We start from the raw sequence: 26207 nt of genomic DNA, 5'->3' as shown, positions 1-26207 counted from the left end.
TTTCCCCGCTTTGTTGCGCTCAAGACGCAGGATAATTAGCCGATAAGCAGTAGCGACACAGGAAGACCGCAACACATGACTGATTACGCGATAAGCAAGAAAAGCAAGCGATCGCTTTGGATCCCGATTCTGGTATTCATTACCCTCGCGGCCTGTGCCAGCGCAGGTTACAGCTACTGGCATTCGCATCAGGTTGCCGCTGACGACAAAGCGCAGCAACGCGTCGTGCCCTCCCCGGTCTTCTATGCGCTGGATACCTTTACGGTCAATCTGGGCGATGCAGATCGCGTACTTTATATCGGCATAACCCTGCGCCTGAAAGATGAAGCTACCCGCTCGCGGCTGAGTGAGTATTTGCCGGAAGTCCGTAGCCGTTTGCTGTTACTGTTTTCGCGTCAGGATGCTGCCGTACTGGCGACAGAAGAAGGCAAGAAAAACCTGATTGCCGAGATTAAAACCACGCTTTCCACCCCGCTTGTTGCCGGGCAACCGAAACAGGATGTCACCGACGTGCTGTATACCGCTTTTATTCTGCGATAACGACATGGGCGATAGTATTCTTTCTCAAGCTGAAATTGATGCGCTGTTGAATGGTGACAGCGAAGTCAAAGACGAACCGACAGCCAGTGTTAGCGGCGAAAGTGACATTCGTCCGTACGATCCGAATACCCAACGACGGGTTGTGCGCGAACGTTTGCAGGCGCTGGAAATCATTAATGAGCGCTTTGCCCGCCATTTTCGTATGGGGCTGTTCAACCTGCTGCGTCGTAGCCCGGATATAACCGTCGGGGCCATCCGCATTCAGCCGTACCATGAATTTGCCCGCAACCTGCCGGTGCCGACCAACCTGAACCTTATCCATCTGAAACCGCTGCGCGGCACAGGGCTGGTGGTGTTTTCACCGAGTCTGGTGTTTATCGCCGTGGATAACCTGTTTGGCGGCGATGGACGCTTCCCGACCAAAGTGGAAGGTCGCGAGTTTACCCATACCGAACAGCGCGTCATCAACCGCATGTTAAAGCTGGCGCTTGAAGGCTATAGCGACGCCTGGAAGGCGATTAATCCGCTGGAAGTTGAGTACGTGCGTTCGGAAATGCAGGTGAAATTTACCAATATCACCACCTCGCCGAACGACATTGTGGTTAACACGCCGTTCCATGTGGAGATTGGCAACCTGACCGGCGAATTTAATATCTGTCTGCCATTCAGCATGATCGAGCCGCTACGGGAATTGTTGGTTAACCCGCCGCTGGAAAACTCGCGTAATGAAGATCAGAACTGGCGCGATAACCTGGTGCGCCAGGTGCAGCATTCACAGCTGGAGCTGGTCGCCAACTTTGCCGATATCTCGCTACGCCTGTCGCAGATTTTAAAACTGAAACCCGGCGACGTCCTGCCGATAGAAAAACCCGATCGCATCATCGCCCATGTTGACGGCGTCCCGGTGCTGACCAGTCAGTACGGCACTCTCAACGGTCAGTATGCGTTACGGATAGAACATTTGATTAACCCGATTTTAAATTCTCTGAACGAGGAACAGCCCAAATGAGTGACATGAATAATCCGGCCGATGACAACAACGGCGCAATGGACGATCTGTGGGCTGAAGCGTTGAGCGAACAAAAATCAACCAGCAGCAAAAGCGCTGCCGACGCGGTGTTCCAGCAATTTGGCGGTGGTGATGTCAGCGGAACGTTGCAGGATATCGACCTGATAATGGATATTCCGGTCAAGCTGACCGTCGAGCTGGGCCGTACGCGGATGACCATCAAAGAGCTGTTGCGTCTGACGCAAGGGTCCGTCGTGGCGCTGGACGGTCTGGCGGGCGAACCACTGGATATTCTGATCAACGGTTATTTAATCGCCCAGGGCGAAGTGGTGGTCGTTGCCGATAAATATGGCGTGCGGATCACCGATATCATTACTCCGTCTGAGCGAATGCGCCGCCTGAGCCGTTAGTGATGAATAACCACGCTACTGTGCAATCTTCCGCGCCGGTTTCTGCTGCGCCACTGCTGCAGGTGAGCGGCGCACTCATCGCCATTATTGCCCTGATCCTCGCTGCTGCCTGGCTGGTAAAACGGCTGGGATTTGCCCCGAAACGCACTGGCGTTAATGGTCTGAAAATTAGCGCCAGTGCTTCGCTGGGCGCGCGTGAACGGGTTGTGGTGGTCGATGTGGAAGATGCACGGCTGGTGCTCGGCGTTACCGCAGGGCAAATCAATCTGCTGCATAAACTTCCCCCTTCAGCACCAACGGAAGAGATACCTCAGACCGATTTTCAGTCGGTCATGAAAAACTTGCTTAAGCGTAGCGGGAGATCCTGATGCGTCGTTTGTTGTATGTCGCCCCTGTCCTTCTCTGGCTGGTTACGCCCCTCGCCTTCGCGCAACTGCCAGGTATCACCAGCCAGCCGCTGCCTGGCGGTGGACAAAGCTGGTCGCTCCCGGTGCAGACGCTGGTGTTCATCACCTCGTTGACGTTTATTCCGGCAATTTTACTAATGATGACCAGTTTCACCCGCATCATTATTGTTTTTGGTTTATTGCGTAACGCGCTGGGAACGCCCTCCGCGCCACCTAACCAGGTATTGCTGGGACTGGCGCTGTTTTTGACCTTTTTTATTATGTCGCCGGTGATCGATAAAATTTATGTCGATGCGTACCAGCCATTCAGCGAAGAGAAAATATCAATGCAGGAGGCGCTGGAAAAAGGGGCGCAGCCGCTGCGTGAGTTTATGCTGCGTCAGACCCGTGAGGCGGATTTAGGGTTGTTTGCCAGACTGGCGAATAGCGGCCCGTTGCAGGGACCTGAAGCCGTGCCGATGCGCATTTTGCTCCCGGCCTACGTGACCAGCGAGTTGAAAACCGCATTTCAGATAGGCTTCACGATTTTCATCCCTTTTTTGATTATCGACCTGGTGATTGCCAGCGTGTTGATGGCATTGGGGATGATGATGGTCCCCCCCGCCACCATTGCTCTGCCCTTTAAACTGATGCTGTTTGTACTGGTGGATGGTTGGCAATTGCTGGTCGGTTCGCTGGCGCAGAGCTTTTACAGCTAGAGAGGCAAAATGACACCTGAATCGGTCATGATGATGGGGACTGAAGCGATGAAAGTCGCGCTGGCACTAGCTGCCCCGCTGTTGCTGGTGGCGCTGGTCACGGGCCTTATCATCAGTATTTTGCAGGCCGCCACACAGATCAACGAAATGACGCTGTCGTTTATACCAAAAATCATCGCCGTATTTATTGCCATTATTATTGCCGGACCGTGGATGCTCAATCTGTTGCTGGATTACGTCCGCACCTTGTTCACTAACCTGCCGTATATCATCGGGTAGCCGTACTATGTTGCAGGTGACAAGCGATCAATGGCTTTCCTGGCTAAGTCTGTACTTCTGGCCGTTACTGCGCGTGCTGGCGCTCATTTCTACCGCGCCAATTCTGAGCGAACGCAGCGTGCCGAAACGGGTAAAACTGGGTCTGGCAATGATGATCACGTTCGCTATTGCCCCATCATTACCTGCCAACGATGTTCCTGTTTTTTCGTTCTTTGCTCTGTGGCTGGCCGTGCAGCAGATCCTGATCGGCATTGCGCTTGGTTTCACCATGCAATTTGCCTTTGCCGCTGTGCGAACCGCTGGCGAAATTATCGGTCTGCAAATGGGGCTGTCATTTGCGACGTTTGTCGATCCGGCCAGCCATCTCAACATGCCCGTTCTAGCGCGTATCATGGATATGCTGGCGTTACTGCTGTTCCTGACATTTAACGGTCATTTATGGTTGATTTCACTGCTGGTCGATACCTTTCACACCCTGCCGATTGGTGGCGAACCGTTGAACAGCAATGCGTTTCTGGCACTCACCAAAGCAGGGAGTTTGATTTTCCTTAACGGGCTGATGCTGGCGTTACCGCTCATTACTCTGCTGCTGACCCTGAATCTGGCATTAGGTTTACTGAATCGTATGGCCCCGCAATTATCCATTTTTGTTATTGGATTTCCATTAACTCTGACTGTCGGTATCTCTTTAATGGCGGCATTAATGCCGTTAATTGCGCCTTTTTGCGAACATTTATTCAGTGAGATGTTTAATTTGCTGGCTGATATTATTAGTGAATTGCCATTAATATAATTCCGTAACGTTTATCATGTTATCCTAAGGATTATCCGAAAAATAATACCTACGAACATCTTCCAGGATACTCCTGCGGCGAAATATTTGTTTTAAGCTCACTCACATATCGCAACATTTACTTTACTTTAAGACAATTCCAGGCAAATTATACAACACTTTACGGGATAGTAAGTCCGCCTGAAAAATCGCGAGAGTGGCGCATTAGGTGACCCATGTTGTTCCGTTTAGTCATGATGAAATATTCAGGTAAGGGGAATTATCGTTACGCATTGAGTGAGGGTATGCCATGTCAACGATTATTATGGATTTATGTAGTTACACCCGACTAGGTTTAACCGGGTATCTGTTGAGTAGAGGGGTTAAAAAAAGAGAAATCAACGACATTGAAACCGTTGATGACCTTGCCATAGCTTGTGATTCACAGCGCCCTTCAGTGGTGTTTATTAATGAGGACTGTTTCATCCATGATGCTTCTAACAGTCAGCACATCAAGCACATCATTAATCAACATCCCAATACGTTATTTATCGTTTTTATGGCAATTGCCAATGTTCATTTTGATGAATATCTATTGGTCAGAAAAAATTTATTGATAAGTTCTAAATCGATTAAACCGGAATCTCTCGACGATATCCTTGGCGATATTCTGAAAAAAGAGACAACGATAACCTCTTTTTTAAATATGCCGACGTTATCATTGAGCCGAACCGAATCGAGTATGTTGCGAATGTGGATGGCAGGTCAGGGAACCATTCAAATCTCTGACCAAATGAATATCAAAGCCAAGACCGTTTCATCGCATAAAGGTAATATTAAACGTAAGATCAAAACGCATAATAAACAGGTTATCTACCATGTCGTCCGACTGACGGATAATGTGACTAATGGTATTTTTGTCAACATGCGCTAACACATTCTGACTGGTGGTTTCCCACCAGTCAGGCTGAATAAGATTACTCTGCTTTCTCCACAAAGATACCGTCCTGATGCCCTGCTTCATTAAAGAACCAGATGCCGAGCGGGTAGTCTTCCAGCGAAACCAGGTACATTGTGCCTTCACTAAACTCCTCAACTGCCAGTACCACGCCAGGACGACGCGGACCGCCATCCGTTTTGACTGTTACCCGATCATTCACCTTCATCGTTTTCCTCCTGTGGCTTTGTGCCAGTGTAGAACAATTTCGTTTTTCTGGCAGCGCCAGGCGCGCGCGAGTGCTGATTTTCTCGACGGTCTATACTTAAGAGATGCCAGGCGGACTTAACGACTGGCGGCAACAACAGAGTAACGGTTGCGAGGAAAGATGATGAAAACCGCAAAAGAGTACAGCGATACCGCAAAACGTGAGGTCAGCGTCGATGTCGATGCCCTGCTGGCGGCGATCAATGAAATTAGCGAAAGCGAAGTTCATCGCAGCCAGAACGATTCTGAACACGTTAGCGTCGATGGACGTGAATATCATACATGGCGTGAATTGGCGGATGCCTTCGAACTGGATATTCATGACTTCAGCGTCTCTGAAGTGAATCGTTGAATGCACAATAAAAAAATCCCGACCCTGAGGGGGTCGGGATGAAACTTGCTTAAGCAAGAAGCACTTAAAAAATTCGTTACACCAGGAAATCTGATGTGTTCATCACCTTATCCGCAATTTTTTTCGCTGACAAGAAAATATTCGCGATATGAATGATTAACGCTACTTATGAATAGAAATGTGACGTGCGTCACCCCTTGGTGGCTCTGGCGTCAACGGGATCGCTCCCGAAAAAATCATCTTTGATTATTTGTGCTGTTTTGAGAATCATCCTGGTAAGGGGAGAACTGCGCGACCATGTTTTCAATTCAACAACCACTACTGGTTTTTAGCGATCTTGATGGCACCCTGCTGGACAGTCATAGTTATGACTGGCAACCGGCTGCCCCCTGGCTCAGCCGTTTACGCGAAGCGAATGTTCCCGTCATTCTCTGTAGCAGTAAAACATCAGCGGAAATGCTGTACTTGCAAAAAACGTTGGGGCTACAAGGGTTACCGCTGATTGCCGAAAATGGCGCAGTGATCCAGCTTGCTGAACAATGGCAGGATATAGACGGTTTTCCACGCATCATCTCAGGTATTAGCCATGGCGAAATCAGCCAGGTTTTAAATACGCTACGCGAGAAAGAACATTTTAAATTCACGACTTTCGATGATGTCGACGATGCAACCATCGCCGAATGGACGGGATTAAGCCGTAGCCAGGCGGCGCTGACGCAGCTGCATGAGGCGTCGGTAACGCTAATCTGGCGCGACAGTGACGAGCGTATGGCACAATTTACCGCTCGTCTGAACGAACTGGGCTTACAGTTTATGCAGGGTGCGCGCTTCTGGCACGTCCTGGATGCCTCTGCCGGAAAAGATCAGGCTGCCAACTGGATTATCGCGACCTATCAACAATTGTCAGGCAAACGCCCAACCACACTTGGCCTGGGCGATGGGCCAAACGATGCGCCCTTACTGGAGGTAATGGATTACGCGGTGATTGTGAAAGGGCTAAACCGTGAAGGGGTGCATCTGCATGATGAGGATCCGGCCCACGTCTGGCGAACGCAGCGTGAAGGACCGGAAGGATGGCGTGAAGGGCTGGACCATTTTTTCTCCGCCAGTTAAGCGTTATCGCTCGCGAATACCCGATTACGCCCAGCCTGTTTAGCGAGATAAAGCCGACGGTCGGCCAGTGACTGGAGTTGTTCAAAATCATAATCACCGGTTTCCTCGCTGCTACTTACCCCCAACGAGGCACTGATGCGTATCGTCGTACTCTTAGCAATCAACATCTCTTTTTCATTTAACTTCAGGCGAATACGTTCTGCGACTTCCGCAGCCTCCGTTAGACTCGCGCCTGGCAGAATCACACAAAACTCCTCACCACCGACCCGCCCGGCAACGTCCTGCGCACGCAAGGAACTGCTAATTAATCCGGCAGCATGAGAAAGAACACGGTCGCCCGCCTGATGACCAAAGCGGTCATTAATCGCTTTAAAATGGTCAAGATCGACCTGAATGACAGAAAAAGGATGTTGGTGCGTCTGACACAATTTAGCGAGCGGACGGGCTTTTTCGAACAGTGCGCCACGATTATATAAACGGGTTAAGGTGTCGTGCCACGCCTGCCACTGCAACGAGCTTTGCAGAACATACATGTTGCTGACCATCCGGCGAATCACATACCAGGAGATGAGTAACATGGTGGTAAAGAGCGCCCACAGCAGGGTTAATGCAATGCTGATACTACCGAAATCGCCGCGCACGCCTTCGCTTAGCGTATGGACGCGCACCAGCACACCGTCGAAATGGTCCAGACGTTCCCAGCTAACATAGCGACTGTCCATACGAATGCCGCCCCGCGTGTCATGTTCCATCGCCTGCGCCAGCAAGGCCAGTTCACGAGGATCAAAAATATTCCCTGTTGGATGGTCAGGATTGGAAGAGGTCAAAAATCTCAGCTTACTGTCATAGAGCTGATACTCACCATCGAGGTTTTTATCGATGGCGTTTCTTAAAAATTGCTGCATGGTACGCACGGGAATACTCATCCCCAGCACGCCATACCAGTAGTTATTACTGTCTACCGGAACACTGACGGTAACCTGCGGTTCAGTATTGCTGGCGTGTTCCGGTTGCGAAGTAAACCAGCGTACCGCGCGGTGACGATTTTCTCGTTGCGAATGGCCGATAAACCAGGGTTGGGTGACATAGCCGTAATAACGCGTTGGTACATTGCGGGTAAACAAGGTCGGCTGCGTCGAAACGTAAAATCCGGCACGCGAGACATACATCGCCTGTTCAACCATCGACGAGGTGTTGTGCGCCAGTCGCAGCAAGTAACCAACTTCCAGTGCAGCGGTAATTTCATTGTCGAGGCTTTCATTTTCGCGAGACAGGAGATTCCCCTCGCTGACTAATGCATCCGATACGCCATTGACTGACAGGCTGCGTCGTCGGTTGAGTTCAATTTGCCAGGCGTGCTCGTCGCGATGCTGTTCGAACTCGGTTACAGCATTACGCAGTGAAGTGAAATCCAGTGGCGCTACGAGAGCTTCGCGCATGCCATTACGCAAAAAGATCAGTTTGTCGACGTTATACTGCAAATGCTTATCGAGCGCGTTGGCTACGTTTTCCAGATGATTACGCTGGCTGGAGATATAGGCATCTTCCAGCACTACCACTTCACGCCAGGTCAGCAAGGTGGAAAAAAGCAATACCACGATAAAGCAGAGATTAACGACATGACCAGGCCCCAGGCGGCGTGCGAGTTTTTTCAACCAGCTCTGGTTTTCCATTTTTGTCTCGTGCTGCACCCTGACGACTCCCAACCTGCTTTTTTATGATTCTGGCATAACCTGGCGATAGCGTACCGCAAAACAGCGATAATTTTATAATGGTGGCATGATAAGACGCGACTATCATTCATTGCAGGCATTGGCACACCAGGCCGGAAGTGATCCGGCCTGGTGTTAATGATACCCTTTCAAACTTCTTCCGCAGAACGACTCCCCTCCCCCGGAACAAGCTCGGTTTCATGAAAAGCTTCCCGCTTGACCCCGTAACCGTCATACCAACGACACTCAACCATACCGCTGGAGTATCCAGTGACAATCATCCGCGGGCCGCCCTCTTTAACCGTAACTTCCTCACTAACCATAAAGCTCATACTCGCCTCCTTTTTTCGAGTGAAACTTGTTCACCTTAGTTGAAGATGGCGAATTTTGCATAATAGCCTGTGCGAGTATTAATGTGCCTGACCGCGTATTTTCGCTACGGCTTTCACTCCCAGCACCACGATGCCGCCGATGATAAATCCAAGAATCAGATTTAAAACAGTCGGTAATATCATCGCCACCACTGCACTTTGCTGCCCGGCGAAATGTTCAATGGCGTGATGCAGCGGCGCAATACCATGTACAACAATCCCGCCGCCGACGAGGAACATCGCCAGCGTGCCGACAATCGATAATGCTTTCATCAACCAGGGCGCAATGATCAATAACCCTTTACCTAATGCCTGCATCAGCGCGCTGGATTTTTCCGCCAGCCAATACCCCAGGTCATCAATCTTAACGATAACCCCTACCAGACCGTAGACGCCCACGGTCACTACCAGCGCGATGCCTGAAAGCACCAGCACCTGATTAAGCAACGGCGCTTCGGCCACAATCCCCAGCGTGATGGCGACGATTTCCGCAGACAATATAAAATCGGTACGAATCGCCCCTTTTATTTTGTCCTTTTCAAACTTCAGCGGATCCTGCGCCGCCAGCTTCTCCAGACGCTGCTGGCTCTGCGCCGGATCTTCTTTATGTTTACGCGCCTCCAGCATATGCAGCACTTTCTCTACTCCTTCAAAGCAGAGAAACGCGCCACCAATCATCAACAGAGGCGTAATCGCCCACGGGATAAACGCACTGATGATCAGCGCCAGCGGCACCAGAATCACTTTATTAATCAGCGATCCTTTCGCCACGCCCCAGACCACGGGAAGTTCCCGGTTGGCCCGCACGCCTGAAACTTGTTGCGCATTGAGCGATAAGTCATCCCCTAATACACCGGCGGTTTTCTTCGCCGCCAGTTTGCCCATCACGGAGATATCGTCCAGCAGTGTGGCGATATCATCGAGCAACGTCAGTAAACTACTCCCGGCCAAAAGCATTCCCTCTCATTTTTATTGTTGAAGGGTGTAAGTATGAAGCAAAAACGGCAGCTCTGATACTTGCTTCACAGGTCAACATTTTTTTAACAATCAAGTGCAATTATATCTCTCGCCAGCAGAATGATTTTCACGTTTACTATGACCCACCTTTTTATTTCCACCGTGAGGGATTATGCGTTTCCGCCAGTTGTTACCGCTTTTTGGCGCGCTGTTTGCGTTGTATATCATTTGGGGCTCAACCTATTTTGTCATTCGGATTGGCGTGGAAAGCTGGCCTCCGTTAATGATGGCAGGCGTGCGATTCCTGGCAGCCGGTATTTTATTGCTGGCATTTTTGCTACTGCGCGGACACAAACTCCCCCCGCTACGTCCGCTGCTTAATGCCGCGCTGATTGGCCTCTTATTGCTGGCTGTCGGTAATGGCATGGTGACGGTTGCCGAACATCAAAATGTTCCTTCCGGCATCGCCGCCGTAGTGGTTGCAACCGTGCCCCTCTTTACCCTGTGCTTCAGCCGCCTGTTTGGCATTAAAACGCGCAAACTGGAATGGGTGGGTATTGCCATTGGGCTTGCCGGAATCATCATGCTCAATAGCGGTGGAAATTTAAGCGGCAATCCGTGGGGCGCGATTCTGATTTTAATCGGCTCGATTAGCTGGGCGTTTGGCTCGGTTTATGGCTCGCGCATTACCTTACCTGTAGGGATGATGGCGGGTGCGATTGAGATGCTGGCGGCAGGCGTGGTGTTAATGATCGCGTCGATGATTGCAGGTGAAAAACTGACGGCGCTCCCTTCCCTTTCAGGCTTCCTTGCGGTCGGCTATCTGGCGCTGTTTGGTTCGATTATCGCCATCAACGCTTATATGTATTTAATCCGTAATGTCAGTCCGGCTCTCGCCACCAGCTACGCCTACGTTAACCCGGTGGTCGCGGTCTTGCTGGGTACGGGACTGGGCGGAGAGACGCTGTCGAAGATTGAATGGCTGGCGCTCGGCGTAATTGTCTTCGCGGTGGTACTGGTCACGTTGGGAAAATATCTCTTCCCGGCAAAACCCGTAGTTGCGCCAGTTATTCAGGACGCATCAAGCGAGTAAATGAATCCCCTGCGTGTCGATCTGCGCGCTGGCACCTTCGCCGCAGATCCACTCTTCCAGACGCTCGGTAAGCGCTTCATCCGTCAGCTTCTCGCGCCCACGTAATGCACACTCCCAGACAATCAGTACGCGCCAGCCGAGTTCCTGCAAACGACTGATATCGCGGCGATCGCGTTCAACATTTTTACCTATCTTCTCCAGCCAGAACTCGGTTCGAGTCGCAGGCACTTTAAACAGATAGCAGTGATGATGATGCCAGAAGCAGCCATGGGTAAATATCACGCAGCGATATTCATCAACGACAAAATCCGGGCTTCCGGGCAGACTGGCGTCCTGAACGCGAAACGCCAGGCCCTGCCCGGTTAACAGACTGGCGAGGCGCTTCTCAATCGCCGTATCACGCGTGGCAATCGCGCGCATATTTTTGCTGCGAGTGGCCTTATCGTGAACGTCGGCCATGTTGTGCCTCTTGCTGACGCAACGCCACCGCCTGTTTGATTTTTGGCTCAAGCAGTTTTGCCACCGCGGCAAAGACCGGCACGACCACCGAGTTACCGAACTGGCGATAGGCCTGAGTGTCCGAAACCGGAATGCGGAATTTCGCTTCTCCCGGCGCTTCAAAACCCATTAAGCGCGCGCATTCCCGAGGCGTTAACCGACGTGGACGATGTTGCTGATTCAGCGGATCGTCAAAATCTTTCTCACCCGTGGCCATATCCCAGCCGCGATCGATTAAAATTTCCGCGCCATCTTTGTAATAACGCGCAGACAGCGTACGCGTGACGCTTTGCGGATTGTTCGGATAAACCATTCCATAACCGAAGCCGTTACCGCGCGCCTGATGTTTTTTCGCATATCGATAGAGGTACTTCCACAGCACCGGCGTCAGGATATATTTCGCCTCGACCATCGGGTCCAACAGCTGCGCCAGCGTCACTCGCTGTGCAGGGAAACATTCGCTGATATCACGCAGAGTAAAATCGGCTTTCAGATTAAGATCGCGACGAAAACCCACCAGCACGATGCGTTCACGGTGCTGCGGCAGAAAATGTTTACCATCGATGATTTTCGGATCGTCCGGCCCGTTATCTTCTGCATCAGCCACGTCATAGCCCAGTTCGTCCAGCGTCTGCATGATGATGCGGAACGTTTTACCCTGGTCGTGACTTTTCAGGTTTTTGACGTTTTCGAGCACAAACATCGCCGGACGACGCGCGTCGATAATGCGTACCACATCAAAAAACAGCGTGCCCTGGGTATCGCAGGCAAAACCGTGCGCCCGCCCGAGCGAGTTCTTTTTCGATACGCCAGCCAGCGAAAATGGCTGACAAGGGAAACCGGCCAGTAAAACATCGTGTTCAGGAATGTGTTGACGAATATGTTCCGCCGCCGCCTCATCACTCACGCCTTCTTTATGGCTGAGGGTGATATCGCGGATATCTTCATTAAAATGATGCGTCGCCGGATCGCAATAATGGTTGGCTTTATAAGTGCGTACCGCATGTTTGTTCCATTCGCTGGTAAACACGCATTGTCCGCCAATCGATTCAAAACCGCGACGGATGCCGCCAATTCCGGCAAATAGATCGATAAAGCGAAACGCATAATGCGGATGATGTGCCGGTGGTTTGGGTAACAACGTTTGCAGATGGGCGAACTCTTTCTCACTTAAACGGTGCCATGCCGAGTCATTCGCCAGCGCACGTTTTAAAATTGCCGCGCTCCAGTGATTCTCACCCACACCATTAAGCTGCGCCACCAGCGTTTTAACATCATAAATTTGCAGCAGTTTCTCCAGCATTGCCTGTGCGGCATTCCCGGTGCTGTATGAATCGGTTACTGATATATTTTCCTGCATAGATTTAACCGGCCATCTGAGATGGCCGACAGGTTAACATAATTACAGCCATTTAGGGCCACGCGCTTATCCCGCGGGTGAAAACGCATCTATCACCTTGTGATCGACACCTTCATTCTCCCCCGCCAGTTCGGCACTGAGCTTCGCCATAAACTCGACTAAAAAATGCGCGTTGTGCTGCGCCAGCTGCTTGCCTCTTGCGGTTTGCATGGTTTGCGGTAGCTTCAGCAACTTAGTCTGGAAATGATCCAGCGCGTAGCGTTTATCATCAAGCGGGCGATGCTGTGCGAACGGATCTTCACCATCAAACAGCGCCACGCCCAATGCCCCTGAAACGGCAAACACGCGCGCCAGGCCAATCGCCCCCAGGGCTTCCAGCCGATCCGCATCCTGGACGATTTTAGCTTCCGTTGTTAAGGGGGCGATTTGCGCGCTGAAACTGTGAGCGGCAATGGCATGACAAACGGCCTCGATTTTCTCCGCCGGAAATTGCTCGAACTCTTCACGGAGCAGGCGACGCGTCTCTTCTGCCGCCAGGATTGAAGAACGCTGCCTTTGCGGATGATTTTTCGCCAGGCTCACAATATCGTGAAAATAACAGGCGGTTAAAATCACCAGCATATCGACATCGTCATCTGCCGCCAGCTTCTGTGCCGTAGCCCAGACGCGGCGAAAATGACACACGTCATGGGCCGCGTCCTGGTGCTGATGATGGTTTTTCAACCAGTTTTCGAACTGTGCCTGCCAGTGTTGTAAGTCCATACGCGCTCCGTTGCCAAAGAGTCGCCACCTTAGCAGTTTTTATTCATAGCGTCTGCTACGTGCGGGACGAGGTCGGGTGTACCAGGCAATGCTGCCTAACAATGCCCCGACCAGAGCCATAAATAAAAATCCGACCAGTGCCCCTAACCACTTTCCCGCGGTAGAGCCTAAATCGCTTTCAAATCCCGACACGGGGGCATCGGGGATCCGGCTCATCACCCAGATGTAACGCGCCATTGCCCAGACGAAATAGCCACACCATGTATAGAAAGCCCACAAAGCCGGTTTGCCGCCAGGGCTGCGAGAGAGTCTCTCTTCCATCTTTGTCGAACCGTATTCCATTTTGAGATAACCCGGAAAATTCAGACTTAGTACTATTATGTGATAAAAGTCACATTTTTCCACATTGGATGAGCCAGTCAAGACTCAATCATTTTTTGAACAAATAGATAAATTTTGCGCAACGGCAGTGAATACAGGAAAAATCGTTTTGAGCGATTTTATTTATCTTTGATATCGGCTTTATTAATTCATTTAATCAATATATTAGCACTGATTACAATTATACCTTTTTATTATTCTGTGTCATGATGCTTCCGTTATTAGCCTTTTATCGTCTTGTTTATATTTTTTGGGCCGGCATGATGCCGGCTTTTTTTTATGCCTTCATTAATGTGCGCCAGATCACACCAGCCGTTTGGCGCAACAATCATTGATACCCCCTATGTTTCCGCTCAACTCATAACATATTGATATAAATTTATAATTTCATGAATATTTATATTTAGAATTCATAACTCTGAATTATATTAAATAGATTAGAAACATTTTGAAATCTTTTAAATACATTTGTTGCATGTAATCCTTAAAATAAAATGAACTTCATAGAATAGTATCCAAATGTGCTTTTTTTTGGATAACGGCACTTATTGATATATTCATGAAGATTATAATCACAAGGGAATACATAATGAAAAGAAAAGTTCTGGCAATGCTGGTCCCGGCGTTATTAGTTGCTGGCGCAGCAAATGCGGCTGAAATTTACAATAAAGATGGCAATAAAGTTGATTTCTACGGCAAGATGGTTGGCGAATGCATCTGGTCAAATACTGATGATAATAACAGCGAAAACGAAGATACCTCCTATGCTCGTTTCGGTGTTAAAGGTGAAACCCAAATCACCAGCGAACTGACTGGTTTTGGTCAGTTTGAATACAACCTCGACGCCAGCAAGCCCGAAGGCTCTAATCAGGAAAAAACCCGTTTAACCTTCGCAGGTTTGAAATATAACGAGTTAGGATCTTTCGACTATGGTCGTAACTACGGTGTTGCTTATGATGCCGCAGCTTATACCGATATGTTAGTTGAATGGGGTGGTGATTCCTGGGCTTCCGCTGACAACCTCATGAACGGTCGTACCAACGGTGTTGCAACCTACCGTAACTCTGATTTCTTTGGTCTGGTTGATGGTCTGAATTTTGCTGTGCAATATCAAGGTAAGAACAGCAATCGTGGCGTTACTAAACAAAACGGTGATGGCTATGCGTTGTCTGTAGACTACAACATCGAAGGTTTTGGTTTTGTAGGTGCATATAGCAAATCTGATCGTACTAATGAACAAGCTGGTGACGGCTACGGTGATAACGCTGAAGTGTGGTCATTAGCAGCCAAGTATGATGCAAATAATATCTATGCAGCAATGATGTACGGTGAAACCCGCAACATGACCGTTTTGGCTAATGATCATTTTGCAAATAAAACCCAAAACTTTGAAGCTGTTGTACAGTATCAGTTCGACTTCGGTTTACGTCCGTCTTTAGGCTACGTATATTCCAAAGGCAAAGATCTTTATGCTCGTGATGGACATAAAGGTGTTGATGCTGACCGCGTAAATTATATCGAAGTTGGTACCTGGTACTACTTCAATAAGAACATGAACGTCTACACAGCATACAAATTTAACCTGCTGGATAAAGACGATGCAGCGATTACCGATGCCGCAACTGATGACCAGTTTGCAGTTGGTATCGTCTACCAGTTCTAATCAGCCAACGCGCCGCGGCGTGTTACTGTAAAACATAACACTAGCCTGAGTTCGTCCCTCATCGAACTCAGGCTTTTTTATTGGCATTTCATCTCCATCTGCGGCACACGCAATTGCCAAAGCATATCGATACAGCACCTTACCCTGCCCCTCCTGCCACAATAACATCTACCAGCGACTCTTCCAGCCAACACCCCAAATGCACATTCTGATGAATTACCCCGTAACAAACACGCTTCCCAAATAGAAATCTTTGCAAAAATAGTGCATGAAATAAGCTTTTTCTCTACCAATCCGCGATATAAATATTTATCAGCACCACAATATTCCACATCACTAAATCTCTCCCCACCGCCCCGCATCTCTGATAATGGTCTAAAATCATTGAGGCCACTTGCGACGACGTTGCTCAATAAGGAAAATTTGGCGTGAATAATATTCAACACCAGTGCAGCATCATCATTACATACTTACACCCGCCGACTACCGCTTTCGATATATTGACTCAATTTTCCAGCCTGGTTAAAAATAGCGACCAGCTCAGTCGCAAATATAGTGACTACCCTAACTAAGCAACAATAAGGAATACACTATGACTGTTCAAACAAGTAAAAATCCGCAGGTCGATATTGCTGAAGATAATGCGTTCTTCCCTTCAGAATATTCGCTTAGTCAATATACCAGTCCCGTCTCTGATCTTGATGGCGTGGACTATCCAAAACCGTATCGCGGTAAGCATAAAATTCTGGTGATCGCCGCGGACGAACGTTATTTGCCAACCGATAACGGAAAACTGTTCTCGACCGGTAACCATCCGATTGAAACGTTGCTGCCGTTGTATCATCTCCATGCTGCAGGTTTCGAATTCGAAGTGGCGACCATTTCCGGTCTGATGACCAAGTTTGAATACTGGGCTATGCCGCACAAAGATGAAAAAGTAATGCCATTCTTTGAGCAGCATAAATCGTTGTTCCGCAATCCGAAGAAACTCGCGGATGTTGTCGCCAGCCTCAACGCTGATAGCGAATATGCAGCAATCTTTGTTCCTGGTGGTCATGGCGCACTTATTGGTTTACCTGAAAGCCAGGACGTAGCTGCCGCTTTACAGTGGGCAATCAAAAATGACCGTTTTGTTATCTCCCTTTGCCACGGCCCGGCGGCTTTTCTGGCGCTTCGCCACGGCGATAACCCACTGAATGGTTATTCCATTTGCGCATTCCCAGACGCCGCAGACAAACAAACGCCAGATATTGGCTATATGCCAGGTCATCTCACCTGGTACTTCGGCGAAGAGCTGAAGAAAATGGGCATGAACATCATTAATGACGACATCACCGGGCGAGTACATAAGGACCGTAAACTTCTCACCGGCGACAGTCCTTTCGCAGCGAATGCGTTGGGTAAACTGGCGGCGCAGGAAATGCTGGCAGCTTACGCGGGTTAATCCCTGTTACGTTTGAATGTAAGCGCATAATTAATCGCAGCCGCGTTAGTACTCACGACGTGGCTGCGTTTTTTCACGGTTAATTTATGGCGTACTGAAGCCCTATGTTAATTTCTTTGCGGTAACGTAATTCGGAACACATTATGCTTATTGAGATAGTGATATGAAGCACTTCCCCCATGCAATTCGGCAATCGCTTTGACTAAAGAAAGACCAAGTCCCTGACCTACGGAATGACGCGAATTATCTCCCCGCCAAAATCTACGGAAGAGTTTTTCAGGCTCATGTATTTTCGTTCCAGGACTGGCGATATCAATATTAAGATAGCCGTTGGTATCAAGAAAACTGGTTATATGAATACGCGATTTTTCTGGTGAATATCTAATGGCATTAACAATAAGATTCGATAACATTCGTTGCAGTAAAATTTTATCCGCAAAGATTTGCTGATTGCACTCGACCTTAAAGCAAATCTCTTTCTCGTCTGAAAGATATTCAAGATAATCCAACAAATTTTCGACTTCCTTATTGAGAGAAAGCGAGTCCAGTTTCACCAAAACATTGTTTTTATCTGCCCGGGCAAGAAACAGTATGTTCTCTGTTAACCGCGAAATATTTTCCAACTCTTCAATGTTACCGGCAATTGTTTTTTGATATTCAGCGATACTTCTGGTTTGACTGAGCGTAACCTGATTCTGACCCAGTAATGCATTAATGGGCGTTCTAAGTTCATGAGCGAGATCGTCAGCAAATTGACTTAGGCGTTCAAAATCTTTGACTAAGGCTTGATGCATTTTATTCAACGCCTGCCCAAGAGGTTTTAGTTCTCTCGGTAATGCGCTAACCTCAACAGGCTCTCGGCTATAGTTATAATTCAGCGCTTCCGTTACACCACTCAACTTTTTGATCTCTCGTAATCCCGTTCTGATTAACAGCGGACTTAATACTGAGCAAAGTACAATGGCGACAATGCAAATTATAATGCTATTAATTTTATACTGTTCAAGCATGTTATGTCTGGCTGAAGCCAATTTAGCCACAGTAACCGTTAATGATGGCGAAACTTCATCAATATTAATTCGTAAAGCATCAATCTCAGTATCATTAATAATGCTTCTGTAAATGCCAGCTGCGCTGATTGTCTCACTAGCAGGTATGTTATTTAACATGTCATCACTGACATTTGTCCGGTTAACAATTTTATTGATGCCATCACCATGAATGATCAAGATATCCTGACTAACATCCATCATCCGGTTAAAGTATACAGGTAACGTATCTGGATTTACCCCATCAATTAACAACTGCTTGATCTGTGCTGTCCGGTTAATGAGTGTTGTATCATCGCGCCATTTCAACTCACTTGCCAGGCCATTATAGAGAGTCCAGACAATTCCAGCGCCAGCAACAGACAGCAGCAATATAAAAAGCAAGGTTAAACGGACGGTTATAGACAATCTTTTCATTATTTTTTTACCGCTACGAATGAATAGCCCATCCCCCGGATTGTGGCGATTAGCTTTTCAGGAAAAGGATCATCAACTTTTGCGCGGAGCCTGCGAATGGCGACATCCACCGTATTGGTATCACTATCAAAGTTGATTCCCCAAATTTCACTCGCAATAACCGTTCTGGGTATAATTTCGCCAGCTCTGGAGGCCAGTAGCCAAAGTAACTGAAACTCCTTGCGCGTCAGTGTAATACTGATATTGTCCCTGCTCACACTTTGACTTACAGAGTCCATTCTTAAGCCACTGATTTCTAATGTTGAATTCAAAGCGTGATGTTGCCTTAATTGTGCCCGAACCCTTGCCAGCAACTCAGAAAATGAAAAAGGTTTTACCAGATAATCATTTGCTCCACTGTCCAGCCCTCTGACTCTGTCATCGACAGAATCCCTTGCAGTAAGGCAAATAACAGGGGTTTGCTTTGCTGTTCTTAACGTTTGTAAGATCTGCCAGCCATCCATACCCGGAAGCATAATATCCAGAATTATCAATGCATAATCATCCTTCAGCGCAAGATAAAGCCCATCTCTGCCATCAGAAACGGCATCAATGACATAACCCGCTTCGGAAAGCCCCTGCGTTACCCACTCCTGGGTCCTTTGATTATCTTCAATAAGTAAAATCTTCATGAAAATAATATGCCATAAATCATATGTTATAGAAACAGCCTGGTTCATTACAAAATTGTAATGCTGCTGTAAGGTTACCCTGGCCGCTTTTTCGCTATCCTCAAAACTCATTCACATGACAAGGATATAAACATGTTAAAGCGTTATTTAGTACTCTCGGTAGCAACGGCAGCATTTTCATTACCTTCTTTGGTTTATGCCGCACAACAAAACATTCTTAGCGTGCACATTTTGAACCAGCAAACCGGAAAACCCGCTGCTGACGTGACAGTCACTCTTGAAAAGAAGGCGGATAACGGCTGGTTACAACTTAATACCGCCAAAACAGATAAGGATGGACGAATTAAGGCACTGTGGCCCGAGCAAACTGCAACTACGGGCGATTACCGTGTCGTATTTAAAACCGGGGACTATTTCAAGAAACAAAATCTTGAAAGTTTCTTCCCTGAGATCCCCGTTGAATTTCATATTAATAAAGTGAACGAGCATTATCATGTGCCTTTATTACTTAGCCAATATGGGTATTCAACCTATCGTGGCAGTTAATGCATAAATATGTAAAAGCAGATCTCTGCTACTGTTAGGGAGGACACTCCCTGACAGATTAACAGTAAACGGCTCTTGCTGGCTAACGACAAAAAAGTGTGATGGCTTATGAAAAAGAATCAATTTTTAAAAGAATCAGATGTTACGGCCGAGTCGGTATTCTTTATGAAGCGTCGGCAGGTGTTAAAAGCACTGGGCATCAGTGCAGCTGCACTTTCTTTGCCTCACGCTGCGCATGCCGATCTGCTTAGCTGGTTTAAAGGGAACGATCGCCCGCCCGCCCCCGCCGGAAAACCGCTGGAGTTCAGCAAGCCTGCCGCCTGGCAAAATAACCTGCCACTGACGCCAGTAGATAAAGTCTCCGGTTATAACAACTTCTATGAATTCGGGCTGGATAAAGCCGATCCCGCCGCTAATGCTGGTAGCCTGAAAACCGATCCATGGACACTGAAAATCAGCGGCGAAGTGGCAAAACCATTGACCCTCGATCACGATGATTTAACCCGTCGCTTCCCGCTGGAAGAGCGTATTTATCGTATGCGCTGCGTGGAGGCATGGTCGATGGTGGTGCCGTGGATTGGTTTTCCGCTGCACAAATTGCTGGCACTTGCCGAACCCACCAGCAATGCGAAGTATGTCGCTTTCGAAACAATTTATGCACCGGAACAAATGCCAGGCCAGCAGGACCGCTTTATCGGCGGCGGTCTGAAATATCCTTATGTCGAAGGATTGCGTCTCGACGAAGCAATGCATCCGCTCACACTGATGACCGTAGGTGTTTATGGCAAGGCGTTACCGCCACAAAATGGCGCGCCGGTGCGACTGATTGTGCCGTGGAAATATGGCTTTAAAGGGATTAAATCGATCGTCAGTATTAAGCTGACCCGCGAGCGTCCGCCAACCACCTGGAATCTGGCAGCGCCTGACGAATACGGTTTTTACGCCAACGTTAATCCGCATGTTGATCACCCGCGCTGGTCACAGGCTACCGAACGATTTATTGGTTCAGGCGGCATCCTCGATGTACAGCGCCAGCCAACGTTACTGTTTAATGGTTACGCCGACCAGGTGGCATCGCTGTATCGTGGCCTGGATTTGCGGGAGAATTTCTGAATGCGTCTGACAGCAAAACAGGTGACATGGCTGAAAGTTTGCCTGCATCTTGCCGGATTGTTGCAGTTTCTCTGGCTGGTCTGGGCGATCAATCACGGTGGACTGGGTGCCGATCCGGTGAAAGATATTCAGCATTTTACCGGTCGCACTGCACTGAAATTTTTGCTGGCGACCTTGTTAATCACACCTCTGGCACGCTACGCAAAACAGCCGTTATTGATACGCACTCGCCGCCTGTTAGGCTTATGGTGCTTTGCCTGGGCGACACTGCATTTAACCAGTTACGCATTGCTGGAGCTGGGCGTGAATAATCTGGCGTTATTAGGTAAGGAGTTAATTACCCGGCCTTATTTAACGTTAGGTATTATCAGCTGGGTAATTTTGCTTGCGTTAGCGTTCACTTCAACCCAGGCGATGCAGCGAAAACTCGGTAAACACTGGCAACAGTTGCATAACTTCGTCTATCTTGTCGCGATCCTGGCCCCAATACATTATCTGTGGTCAGTGAAGATTATTTCACCGCAGCCACTCATCTACGCTGGGCTGGCTGTACTGCTTTTAGTCTTACGGTATAAGAAGTTGCTTTCCCTTTTCAACCGGTTACGCAAGCAGGTTCACAACAAATTATCTGTATAACTTCATATTGCCGACAAAGTACGCGTTATCCCTGCCGGATGTGGCGCGAGCGCCCTGTCCGGCCTGCGCAGATCACATCAGGTTATGTTTCGTTTGTCATCAACCTCAAATTATCAACATAATTCATTTTATTTCAATAAGATAGATAAGTACACCTGAGAAAACTATGCTCTCATCTCCTAAGAGTTGTTGCATTTTGTCATATGTTACAATATAACATTACACATCATATACAATGACTCTGGAGGAAACTGTTTTGGCGATTCGTCTTCACAAACTGGCTGTTGCTTTAGGTGTCTTTATTGTTAGCGCTCCTGCCTTTTCGCATGGTCATCACTCACACGGCAAACCCTTAACAGAGGTCGAACAAAAAGCTGCTAATGGTGTTTTTGATGATGCCAATGTACAAAACCGAAAGCTCAGTGACTGGGATGGAGTCTGGCAATCCGTTTATCCTTTACTGCAAAGTGGCAAACTTGACCCCGTCTTTCAGAAGAAAGCGGATGCAGATAAAACTAAAACATTTGCTGAAATTAAAGATTATTATCACAAAGGTTATGCAACAGATATCGAGATGATTGGCATTGAGGACGGCATTGTTGAATTCCATAGAAATAATGAAACAACATCCTGTAAATATGATTACGATGGATACAAAATACTCACCTATAAATCAGGCAAGAAAGGCGTTCGTTACTTATTCGAATGTAAAGATCCTGAAAGCAAAGCCCCTAAATATATACAATTTAGCGATCATATAATTGCACCACGAAAATCATCTCATTTTCACATTTTTATGGGTAATGATTCACAGCAATCTTTATTAAATGAAATGGAAAACTGGCCAACGTATTATCCATATCAGTTGAGTAGCGAAGAAGTGGTCGAGGAAATGATGTCTCATTGAGTATTCTCATGATAACGCCTCGATGCCGCTTTAGTAAGTCATCATAACTGCCACTGGTCCATCCACAAACGCCACTGAACGCAAGCTAGCTACAGACACGCTCATCACTATGACGTGTCTGTATATTAATAAGCTAACCCGCATTGAGTTAACCAATAACGGATTCCATACACAATACGGCCAACAGAGAAAGATACCTGTGCTCACGCCATTGCTTATATTGGCTGGTTACAATGTGCACTATCAATTTTTTAAATAACAAATTCTTAAAACCACATCTGTATAAGGATTTTTTAAGGTTCGTGGGATAGCTTGACTGTAAAAATTACAGGAGCTACAAAAATGAACCGATTCTCAAAAACTCAAATTTATTTACATTGGATAACGCTGCTTTTCGTTGCAATAACCTATGCCGCGATGGAACTCCGTGGCTGGTTTCCTAAAGGTAGTAGTACTTATCTGCTGATGCGAGAAACACATTACAATGCGGGTATATTCGTTTGGGTGTTAATGTTTTCACGCCTGATTATAAAACACCGTTATAGTGATCCTTCTATTGTACCACCGCCACCTGCCTGGCAAATGAAAGCGGCTTCGCTAATGCACATCATGCTTTATATAACCTTCCTTGCACTTCCTCTGCTGGGGATTGCTTTAATGGCTTACAGTGGAAAATCGTGGAGTTTCCTTGGTTTCAATGTGTCTCCCTTTGTTACCCCAAACAGCGAAATTAAAGCACTGATAAAAAATATTCACGAAACCTGGGCAAATATAGGTTACTTTTTAATCGCAGCTCACGCTGGCGCAGCACTCTTTCATCACTACATTCAGAAAGATAATACTCTGTTACGAATGATGCCTCGCCGCAAATAAGTCGATCCCCTGACAAGGAAATGTGAACCATAGACATCAACGCGTCATAAATGTTTACGCAAGTGCACAATGCACCCTTTCCACTATCAACAAGGAGGAGCAGAAACTGTGTAAATCGTACAATGGTAAGACTTATCAAAAATACAGGTTAATTTTGATATTTAAACCTTTTTTACTTGTTAGTATGATACAAAGGCTTTCAAAAAAGCTGGGAAATTCAACAACTCTTGGAAATTATGGACTTTGTCCCGCGGCTTTAATCTGACGGCCGCGTTCCTTTTTTGGCTCAATTATTGACCCCTTCCCTACGCAACTTCAGTTCCCACCACCAACTTTGCGGCAGTTTCATAGGATGAATGTCTAAAAGAATAATGGTGAGCGATAAGAAAACGACTGAATAACTGCACATTTTCGCTCGAAAGCTTCCTGTCAGATCCATAGCGAATCAAGTGCTGAATGTCACAGTATCGAACAGAAAACAGTGACGATCTAACCCTTCAAGAATATTCTACGATTGTTCTGTTTAGGAAAAGCAAGGCGGGAAGTCGGGAGATAAGTCATTGATAAAGTGGCGGAGAGAGGGGGATTTGAACCCCCGGTAGAGTTGCCCCTACTCCGGTTTTCGAGACCGGTCCGTTCAGCCGCTCCGGCATCTCTCCGTTCAGATGGTTGCCATGATGCCAGGAAATTTGGCATTTTAACAGTCCCTGTCCGTGCAATTTTGTTCAAGTGACGAGTTTGCGAGCAAAACGATGATTAAGTGGCCCTGGAAAGTACAAGAATCAGCACATCAAACTGCCCTTCCCTGGCAGGAAGCACTATCGATCCCCCTTTTAACGTGTCTGACGGAACAGGAACAAAGCAAATTAGTCACTCTTGCCGAACGTTTTTTACAGCAAAAACGGCTTGTTCCTTTACAGGGCTTTGAGCTGAATTCATTAAGAAGCTGCCGGATAGCACTTCTATTTTGCCTGCCCGTTCTGGAGTTAGGACTGGAATGGCTGGATGGTTTTCATGAAGTCTTAATTTATCCTGCGCCATTTGTGGTCGATGATGAATGGGAAGACGATATCGGTCTGGTGCATAACCAACGTATTGTTCAGTCAGGTCAGAGCTGGCAGCAAGGGCCTATCGTTTTGAACTGGTTGGATATACAAGATTCTTTTGATGCTTCTGGTTTTAACCTGATTATTCATGAAGTCGCTCATAAGCTGGACACCCGTAACGGCGATCGCGCCAGCGGAGTTCCCTTTATTCCGTTGCGTGAGGTTGCTGGCTGGGAACACGATCTTCATGCTGCAATGAACAACATTCAGGAAGAAATCGAATTGGTTGGCGAGAATGCGGCGAGCATCGATGCTTATGCTGCCAGTGATCCTGCTGAATGTTTTGCCGTACTTTCTGAATATTTCTTTAGCGCCCCAGAACTTTTTGCTCCTCGTTTCCCTTCATTGTGGCAACGTTTCTGCCAATTTTATCAACAAGATCCTTTGCAGAGACTGCATCACGCTAATGATACAGACTCGTTTTCGGCGACGAATGTTCATTAATTAACAACTTTGCAGATTAATTAACCAATTGAAATGACTTATGAAATTTAGTGTTGACAGACAAGGTACCGCTAAGTAATATGTGCCCCGTTCTCACGATTCCTCTGTAGTTCAGTCGGTAGAACGGCGGACTGTTAATCCGTATGTCACTGGTTCGAGTCCAGTCAGAGGAGCCAATTTTCTGTTTTCTTGCATCCTTGCGAATCTTTATCTGATGTTGATTCAACAGGTTAGTGTGAAAACTCTTCTCGGTGCATTTTGATTTTACCCTACGCATCGGGAAAAATTGGTGGTCAAATCTGGGGTCAGGTTAGTTCGATAATGGAGTGACCCCCATATATCCCTTACCGACGCAAAAATCCGCACCCTCAAGCCTTCTGATAAACCCTTTAAAGTCTCCGATTCTCACAGTCTGTATCTGCGGGTCAAGCCGGGTGGCTCCCGCCACTGGTATCTCAAATACCGTATTAGCGGTAAAGAATCCCGCATTGCGCTGGGTGCCTATCCAGCCATCTCCCTGTCTGATGCGCGACAGCAACGTGAAGGTATCCGTAAAATGCTGGCGCTGAATATCAACCCGGTACAGCAGCGGGCTGCTGTACGTGGCTCACGAACACCGGAGAAAGTTTTTAAAAACGTGGCGCTGGCGTGGCATAAAAGTAACAGGAAATGGTCGCAGAACACCGCCGACCGTCTGCTTGCCAGCCTGAACAATCACATCTTTCCGGTCATCGGGAACCTACCTGTATCAGAACTTAAACCCCGTCATTTCATTGACCTGCAGAAAGGGATCGAGGAAAAAGGTCTGCTGGAGGTTGCGTCCCGCACACGGCAGCACCTGAGTAACATAATACGCCATGCGGTCCATCAGGAGTTAATCGATACGAACCCTGCAGCAAACCTTGGCGGCGTGACCACACCTCCTGTCAGACGGCACTATCCTGCCCTGCCGCTGGAGCGGCTGCCTGAACTGCTTGAACGTATTGGGGCATATCATCAGGGCCGTGAACTGACCCGGCATGCCGTTCTGCTGATGCTGCATGTGTTCATTCGCTCCAGTGAACTGCGTTTCGCCCGCTGGTCAGAGATTGATTTCACAAACCGAGTCTGGACGATACCCGCGACGCGAGAACCCATTATTGGCGTGCATTATTCCGGCCGCGGGGCAAAAATGCGAATGCCGCATATCGTCCCCCTCTCAGAACAGTCCATCGCCATTCTGAAACAGATTAAGGATATCACCGGTAATAATGAACTGATCTTCCCCGGCGACCATAACCCGTATAAGCCAATGTGTGAAAACACGGTCGGTGATGCTGCCAACTTACTGATTTAGTGTATGATGGTGTTTTTGAGGTGCTCCAGTGGCTTCTGTTTCTATCAGCTGTCCCTCCTGTTCAGCTACTGACGGGGTGGTGCG

At 47.8% G+C, this 26207-nt stretch carries 30 protein-coding genes, 2 tRNA genes and 1 pseudogene; 22 read left to right on the top strand and 11 right to left on the bottom strand.

Going from position 1 to position 26207, the window contains the following annotated elements:
• Positions 1-75: 75 nt before the first annotated feature.
• From fliL to rcsA, 8 genes are all read left to right on the top strand, one after another.
• Positions 76-540, top strand: a complete 465-nt coding sequence (gene fliL / locus ACJHW7_RS23170) for a flagellar basal body-associated protein FliL (protein WP_000133106.1) — start codon at positions 76-78, stop codon at positions 538-540.
• 4 nt (positions 541-544) lie between these two features.
• Positions 545-1549, top strand: coding sequence for a flagellar motor switch protein FliM (gene fliM, locus ACJHW7_RS23165; RefSeq protein WP_001295641.1), 1005 nt, complete (start codon positions 545-547; stop codon positions 1547-1549).
• Positions 1546-1959: a flagellar motor switch protein FliN gene (gene fliN / locus ACJHW7_RS23160; RefSeq protein WP_001282098.1), complete on the top strand. Its 414-nt coding sequence runs from the start codon at positions 1546-1548 to the stop codon at positions 1957-1959. Before fliM ends, fliN begins: the two co-directional genes overlap by 4 nt.
• Positions 1960-1961: 2 nt before the next feature.
• Positions 1962-2327 carry a flagellar biosynthetic protein FliO gene (fliO, locus tag ACJHW7_RS23155; RefSeq protein ID WP_001302429.1) on the top strand — a complete coding sequence of 122 codons (366 nt, stop codon included), beginning with the start codon at positions 1962-1964 and terminating at the stop codon, positions 2325-2327.
• Positions 2327-3064, top strand: coding sequence for a flagellar type III secretion system pore protein FliP (fliP, locus tag ACJHW7_RS23150; RefSeq protein ID WP_063118200.1), 738 nt, complete (start codon positions 2327-2329; stop codon positions 3062-3064). The genes fliO and fliP overlap by 1 nt, the downstream gene beginning before the upstream one ends.
• A gap of 9 nt (positions 3065-3073) precedes the next feature.
• Positions 3074-3343, top strand: coding sequence for a flagellar biosynthesis protein FliQ (fliQ, locus tag ACJHW7_RS23145; protein ID WP_000187358.1), 270 nt, complete (start codon positions 3074-3076; stop codon positions 3341-3343).
• Positions 3344-3350: 7 nt separating this feature from the next.
• Positions 3351-4136 (top strand): flagellar biosynthetic protein FliR, encoded by a 786-nt coding sequence (fliR, locus tag ACJHW7_RS23140; protein ID WP_000942314.1) that lies wholly within the window; start codon positions 3351-3353, stop codon positions 4134-4136.
• Positions 4137-4425: 289 nt separating this feature from the next.
• Positions 4426-5049, top strand: a complete 624-nt coding sequence (rcsA, locus tag ACJHW7_RS23135) for a transcriptional regulator RcsA (protein ID WP_000103987.1) — start codon at positions 4426-4428, stop codon at positions 5047-5049.
• A gap of 43 nt (positions 5050-5092) precedes the next feature.
• Here rcsA and dsrB read toward each other — a convergent pair whose 3' ends face one another.
• Positions 5093-5281 (bottom strand): protein DsrB, encoded by a 189-nt coding sequence (gene dsrB / locus ACJHW7_RS23130; protein WP_000867217.1) that lies wholly within the window; start codon positions 5279-5281, stop codon positions 5093-5095.
• 162 nt (positions 5282-5443) lie between these two features.
• On the opposite strand from dsrB, the gene yodD reads away from it, so the two are divergent.
• Positions 5444-5671, top strand: a complete 228-nt coding sequence (gene yodD, locus ACJHW7_RS23125) for a peroxide/acid resistance protein YodD (RefSeq protein WP_000844800.1) — start codon at positions 5444-5446, stop codon at positions 5669-5671.
• A gap of 297 nt (positions 5672-5968) precedes the next feature.
• Positions 5969-6784, top strand: a complete 816-nt coding sequence (locus ACJHW7_RS23120; protein WP_000491498.1) for a mannosyl-3-phosphoglycerate phosphatase-related protein — start codon at positions 5969-5971, stop codon at positions 6782-6784.
• Here ACJHW7_RS23120 and dgcQ read toward each other — a convergent pair.
• From dgcQ to ACJHW7_RS23105, 3 genes are all read right to left on the bottom strand, one after another.
• Positions 6781-8475 (bottom strand): cellulose biosynthesis regulator diguanylate cyclase DgcQ, encoded by a 1695-nt coding sequence (dgcQ, locus tag ACJHW7_RS23115; RefSeq protein ID WP_001317160.1) that lies wholly within the window; start codon positions 8473-8475, stop codon positions 6781-6783. The genes ACJHW7_RS23120 and dgcQ overlap by 4 nt on opposite strands.
• Before the next feature lie 170 nt (positions 8476-8645).
• The gene (locus ACJHW7_RS23110) at positions 8646-8828 is read right to left on the bottom strand and encodes a YodC family protein (protein WP_000009307.1); all 183 of its coding nucleotides are present in this window, start codon (positions 8826-8828) and stop codon (positions 8646-8648) included.
• Between the two features lie 78 nt (positions 8829-8906).
• The gene (locus ACJHW7_RS23105) at positions 8907-9824 is read right to left on the bottom strand and encodes a DUF808 domain-containing protein (RefSeq protein WP_000922682.1); all 918 of its coding nucleotides are present in this window, start codon (positions 9822-9824) and stop codon (positions 8907-8909) included.
• A 172-nt stretch (positions 9825-9996) separates the two neighbouring features.
• Here ACJHW7_RS23105 and yedA point away from each other — a divergent pair, with 172 nt between their 5' ends.
• On the top strand, positions 9997-10917 hold the full coding sequence (gene yedA / locus ACJHW7_RS23100; protein WP_001212226.1) for a drug/metabolite exporter YedA: 921 nt from the start codon (positions 9997-9999) through the stop codon (positions 10915-10917).
• On the opposite strand, the gene vsr is transcribed toward yedA, so the two are convergent.
• From vsr to drpB, 4 genes are all read right to left on the bottom strand, one after another.
• Positions 10906-11376, bottom strand: coding sequence for a VSPR family DNA mismatch endonuclease (gene vsr / locus ACJHW7_RS23095; protein WP_000786008.1), 471 nt, complete (start codon positions 11374-11376; stop codon positions 10906-10908). The two genes, yedA and vsr, sit on opposite strands and share 12 nt — an antisense overlap.
• On the bottom strand, positions 11357-12775 hold the full coding sequence (dcm, locus tag ACJHW7_RS23090; protein ID WP_001157239.1) for a DNA-cytosine methyltransferase: 1419 nt from the start codon (positions 12773-12775) through the stop codon (positions 11357-11359). Before dcm ends, vsr begins: the two co-directional genes overlap by 20 nt.
• A 66-nt stretch (positions 12776-12841) precedes the next feature.
• Positions 12842-13537 carry a phosphohydrolase gene (locus ACJHW7_RS23085; RefSeq protein ID WP_000365561.1) on the bottom strand — a complete coding sequence of 232 codons (696 nt, stop codon included), beginning with the start codon at positions 13535-13537 and terminating at the stop codon, positions 12842-12844.
• Positions 13538-13576: 39 nt separating this feature from the next.
• Positions 13577-13858: a cell division protein DrpB gene (gene drpB / locus ACJHW7_RS23080; RefSeq protein ID WP_001372217.1), complete on the bottom strand. Its 282-nt coding sequence runs from the start codon at positions 13856-13858 to the stop codon at positions 13577-13579.
• A gap of 649 nt (positions 13859-14507) precedes the next feature.
• Between drpB and ACJHW7_RS23075 the strand changes: the two genes are divergently transcribed.
• Complete coding sequence (locus ACJHW7_RS23075; RefSeq protein WP_032256236.1) at positions 14508-15581, top strand: porin; 1074 nt, start codon at positions 14508-14510, stop codon at positions 15579-15581.
• 592 nt (positions 15582-16173) lie between these two features.
• Positions 16174-17025, top strand: a complete 852-nt coding sequence (hchA, locus tag ACJHW7_RS23070; RefSeq protein WP_000218204.1) for a glyoxalase III HchA — start codon at positions 16174-16176, stop codon at positions 17023-17025.
• A gap of 107 nt (positions 17026-17132) precedes the next feature.
• On the opposite strand, the gene hprS is transcribed toward hchA, so the two are convergent.
• Together hprS and hprR are read right to left on the bottom strand one after the other, a co-directional pair.
• Positions 17133-18491, bottom strand: a complete 1359-nt coding sequence (gene hprS, locus ACJHW7_RS23065) for a two-component system sensor histidine kinase HprS (protein WP_000826755.1) — start codon at positions 18489-18491, stop codon at positions 17133-17135.
• Positions 18491-19162 (bottom strand): response regulator transcription factor HprR, encoded by a 672-nt coding sequence (hprR, locus tag ACJHW7_RS23060; RefSeq protein ID WP_001339045.1) that lies wholly within the window; start codon positions 19160-19162, stop codon positions 18491-18493. The genes hprS and hprR overlap by 1 nt, the downstream gene beginning before the upstream one ends.
• A gap of 132 nt (positions 19163-19294) precedes the next feature.
• Here hprR and hiuH point away from each other — a divergent pair, with 132 nt between their 5' ends.
• The 5 genes from hiuH to ACJHW7_RS23035 all read left to right on the top strand — a co-directional run bounded on the left by hiuH (position 19295) and on the right by ACJHW7_RS23035 (position 23237).
• Positions 19295-19708 (top strand): hydroxyisourate hydrolase, encoded by a 414-nt coding sequence (hiuH, locus tag ACJHW7_RS23055; RefSeq protein ID WP_000920127.1) that lies wholly within the window; start codon positions 19295-19297, stop codon positions 19706-19708.
• Positions 19709-19816: 108 nt separating this feature from the next.
• Complete coding sequence (gene msrP / locus ACJHW7_RS23050; RefSeq protein WP_000740100.1) at positions 19817-20821, top strand: protein-methionine-sulfoxide reductase catalytic subunit MsrP; 1005 nt, start codon at positions 19817-19819, stop codon at positions 20819-20821.
• On the top strand, positions 20822-21457 hold the full coding sequence (gene msrQ / locus ACJHW7_RS23045) for a protein-methionine-sulfoxide reductase heme-binding subunit MsrQ (protein WP_001240099.1): 636 nt from the start codon (positions 20822-20824) through the stop codon (positions 21455-21457).
• A 256-nt stretch (positions 21458-21713) separates the two neighbouring features.
• Positions 21714-22364, top strand: a complete 651-nt coding sequence (zinT, locus tag ACJHW7_RS23040; protein ID WP_001007749.1) for a metal-binding protein ZinT — start codon at positions 21714-21716, stop codon at positions 22362-22364.
• Positions 22365-22706: 342 nt separating this feature from the next.
• Positions 22707-23237, top strand: a complete 531-nt coding sequence (locus ACJHW7_RS23035) for a cytochrome b (protein ID WP_001079074.1) — start codon at positions 22707-22709, stop codon at positions 23235-23237.
• Between the two features lie 569 nt (positions 23238-23806).
• On the opposite strand, the gene ACJHW7_RS23030 is transcribed toward ACJHW7_RS23035, so the two are convergent.
• A tRNA-Ser gene (locus tag ACJHW7_RS23030) sits at positions 23807-23896 on the bottom strand.
• A gap of 93 nt (positions 23897-23989) precedes the next feature.
• Here ACJHW7_RS23030 and mtfA point away from each other — a divergent pair.
• The 4 genes and pseudogenes from mtfA to ACJHW7_RS23010 all read left to right on the top strand — a co-directional run.
• Positions 23990-24787 (top strand): DgsA anti-repressor MtfA, encoded by a 798-nt coding sequence (gene mtfA / locus ACJHW7_RS23025; RefSeq protein WP_001327955.1) that lies wholly within the window; start codon positions 23990-23992, stop codon positions 24785-24787.
• A 100-nt stretch (positions 24788-24887) separates the two neighbouring features.
• Positions 24888-24963 (top strand) — tRNA-Asn (locus ACJHW7_RS23020).
• A 161-nt stretch (positions 24964-25124) separates the two neighbouring features.
• Positions 25125-26117: pseudogene (locus ACJHW7_RS23015) on the top strand (tyrosine-type recombinase/integrase); the annotation flags it as partial.
• A 34-nt stretch (positions 26118-26151) separates the two neighbouring features.
• The coding region (locus ACJHW7_RS23010) for an IS1 family transposase (protein ID WP_097491765.1) at positions 26152-26207 on the top strand (56 nt) is incomplete at its 3' end.

The organism is Escherichia sp. WS1152 (assembly GCF_046487665.1).
Taxonomy (GTDB): domain Bacteria; phylum Pseudomonadota; class Gammaproteobacteria; order Enterobacterales; family Enterobacteriaceae; genus Escherichia; species Escherichia coli.
This window is presented reverse-complemented; position numbering and strand designations above follow the sequence as displayed.

Excerpts from the sequence above, each read along its gene's own strand:
- hiuH (WP_000920127.1), top strand. The coding sequence starts at position 19,295 with ATGTTAAAGCGTTATTTAGTACTCTCGGTAGCAACGGCAGCATTTTCA.
- drpB (WP_001372217.1), bottom strand. The coding sequence starts at position 13,858 with ATGGAAGAGAGACTCTCTCGCAGCCCTGGCGGCAAACCGGCTTTGTGG.
- ACJHW7_RS23035 (WP_001079074.1), top strand. The coding sequence starts at position 22,707 with ATGAACCGATTCTCAAAAACTCAAATTTATTTACATTGGATAACGCTG.
- dcm (WP_001157239.1), bottom strand. The coding sequence starts at position 12,775 with ATGCAGGAAAATATATCAGTAACCGATTCATACAGCACCGGGAATGCC.
- ACJHW7_RS23085 (WP_000365561.1), bottom strand. The coding sequence starts at position 13,537 with ATGGACTTACAACACTGGCAGGCACAGTTCGAAAACTGGTTGAAAAAC.
- hchA (WP_000218204.1), top strand. The coding sequence starts at position 16,174 with ATGACTGTTCAAACAAGTAAAAATCCGCAGGTCGATATTGCTGAAGAT.
- fliQ (WP_000187358.1), top strand. The coding sequence starts at position 3,074 with ATGACACCTGAATCGGTCATGATGATGGGGACTGAAGCGATGAAAGTC.
- ACJHW7_RS23110 (WP_000009307.1), bottom strand. The coding sequence starts at position 8,828 with ATGAGCTTTATGGTTAGTGAGGAAGTTACGGTTAAAGAGGGCGGCCCG.
- rcsA (WP_000103987.1), top strand. The coding sequence starts at position 4,426 with ATGTCAACGATTATTATGGATTTATGTAGTTACACCCGACTAGGTTTA.
- fliN (WP_001282098.1), top strand. The coding sequence starts at position 1,546 with ATGAGTGACATGAATAATCCGGCCGATGACAACAACGGCGCAATGGAC.
- fliR (WP_000942314.1), top strand. The coding sequence starts at position 3,351 with ATGTTGCAGGTGACAAGCGATCAATGGCTTTCCTGGCTAAGTCTGTAC.
- ACJHW7_RS23075 (WP_032256236.1), top strand. The coding sequence starts at position 14,508 with ATGAAAAGAAAAGTTCTGGCAATGCTGGTCCCGGCGTTATTAGTTGCT.
- yodD (WP_000844800.1), top strand. The coding sequence starts at position 5,444 with ATGAAAACCGCAAAAGAGTACAGCGATACCGCAAAACGTGAGGTCAGC.
- msrP (WP_000740100.1), top strand. The coding sequence starts at position 19,817 with ATGAAAAAGAATCAATTTTTAAAAGAATCAGATGTTACGGCCGAGTCG.
- fliO (WP_001302429.1), top strand. The coding sequence starts at position 1,962 with ATGAATAACCACGCTACTGTGCAATCTTCCGCGCCGGTTTCTGCTGCG.
- ACJHW7_RS23120 (WP_000491498.1), top strand. The coding sequence starts at position 5,969 with ATGTTTTCAATTCAACAACCACTACTGGTTTTTAGCGATCTTGATGGC.
- fliL (WP_000133106.1), top strand. The coding sequence starts at position 76 with ATGACTGATTACGCGATAAGCAAGAAAAGCAAGCGATCGCTTTGGATC.
- fliP (WP_063118200.1), top strand. The coding sequence starts at position 2,327 with ATGCGTCGTTTGTTGTATGTCGCCCCTGTCCTTCTCTGGCTGGTTACG.
- mtfA (WP_001327955.1), top strand. The coding sequence starts at position 23,990 with ATGATTAAGTGGCCCTGGAAAGTACAAGAATCAGCACATCAAACTGCC.
- dsrB (WP_000867217.1), bottom strand. The coding sequence starts at position 5,281 with ATGAAGGTGAATGATCGGGTAACAGTCAAAACGGATGGCGGTCCGCGT.
- hprR (WP_001339045.1), bottom strand. The coding sequence starts at position 19,162 with ATGAAGATTTTACTTATTGAAGATAATCAAAGGACCCAGGAGTGGGTA.
- hprS (WP_000826755.1), bottom strand. The coding sequence starts at position 18,491 with ATGAAAAGATTGTCTATAACCGTCCGTTTAACCTTGCTTTTTATATTG.
- fliM (WP_001295641.1), top strand. The coding sequence starts at position 545 with ATGGGCGATAGTATTCTTTCTCAAGCTGAAATTGATGCGCTGTTGAAT.
- vsr (WP_000786008.1), bottom strand. The coding sequence starts at position 11,376 with ATGGCCGACGTTCACGATAAGGCCACTCGCAGCAAAAATATGCGCGCG.
- yedA (WP_001212226.1), top strand. The coding sequence starts at position 9,997 with ATGCGTTTCCGCCAGTTGTTACCGCTTTTTGGCGCGCTGTTTGCGTTG.
- ACJHW7_RS23105 (WP_000922682.1), bottom strand. The coding sequence starts at position 9,824 with ATGCTTTTGGCCGGGAGTAGTTTACTGACGTTGCTCGATGATATCGCC.
- msrQ (WP_001240099.1), top strand. The coding sequence starts at position 20,822 with ATGCGTCTGACAGCAAAACAGGTGACATGGCTGAAAGTTTGCCTGCAT.